The sequence below is a fragment of the Aurantimonas marina genome, assembly GCF_017183135.1.
In the GTDB taxonomy this organism is placed as follows: domain Bacteria; phylum Pseudomonadota; class Alphaproteobacteria; order Rhizobiales; family Rhizobiaceae; genus Aurantimonas; species Aurantimonas marina.
Genome location: NZ_JADDXW010000062.1, coordinates 1 through 664, shown reverse-complemented (window position 1 = coordinate 664; position 664 = coordinate 1). Strand labels below are relative to the sequence as shown.

At 61.0% G+C, this 664-nt stretch carries 1 protein-coding gene; it reads left to right on the top strand.

All coding sequences use genetic code 11. The features are described 5' to 3' along the window. Positions 1-622, top strand: a 622-nt coding sequence (locus ING15_RS19310) for a methyltransferase family protein (RefSeq protein WP_206456468.1), incomplete at its 5' end; no start/stop codon positions are given. Between the last annotated feature and the right edge of the window lie 42 nt (positions 623-664).

The window sequence follows — 664 nt, the reverse complement described above, 5'->3', positions numbered from 1 at the left end:
TGTCGTCGTCAACTCGGCGATCTTCATCCTGTTCGCCTTCAGCTTCTTCAAGCCGAAAACCAGACGGGACTGGCGATCGTTCGGCGCTTTCAGCGCGTTCCTGGTCGCACTCTTCACCGAGATGTACGGCTTTCCACTGACGATCTATTTCCTTTCCGGCTGGCTGCGGACCAATTACCCCGGCATCGACTGGCTTACCCATGATGCGGGCCATCTTCCTGAAATGCTGTTCGGCTGGCAGGCGAACCCACATTTCGGACCCTTTCACCTTCTGAGCTTCGTCCTGATCGGCGGCGGCTTCATCCTGATCTCCGCGGCATGGCGCGTCCTTTACAGGGCGCAGCAGCAACATGGCCTCGCGACCACCGGTCCGTACGCCCATGTCCGTCATCCGCAATATGTCGGCTTCATCCTGATCATGCTCGGCTTCCTCTTCCAGTGGCCGACATTGCTGACGCTGGCGATGTTCCCGGTTCTTGCCTGGATGTATGTTCATCTGGCCCGGCAGGAGGAGCGGGAAACGTTGGCTCAGTTTGGGCCGGTTTACGCGGACTACGCGCGGCGCGTGCCCGGCTTCGTGCCGCGCCTGCTGGGCCGCCGGGTGCGAGAGGTCGCGCGATGAGCCATTGGCAAACGCTCCAATCCCGTCCGGCCAAGTCCGATT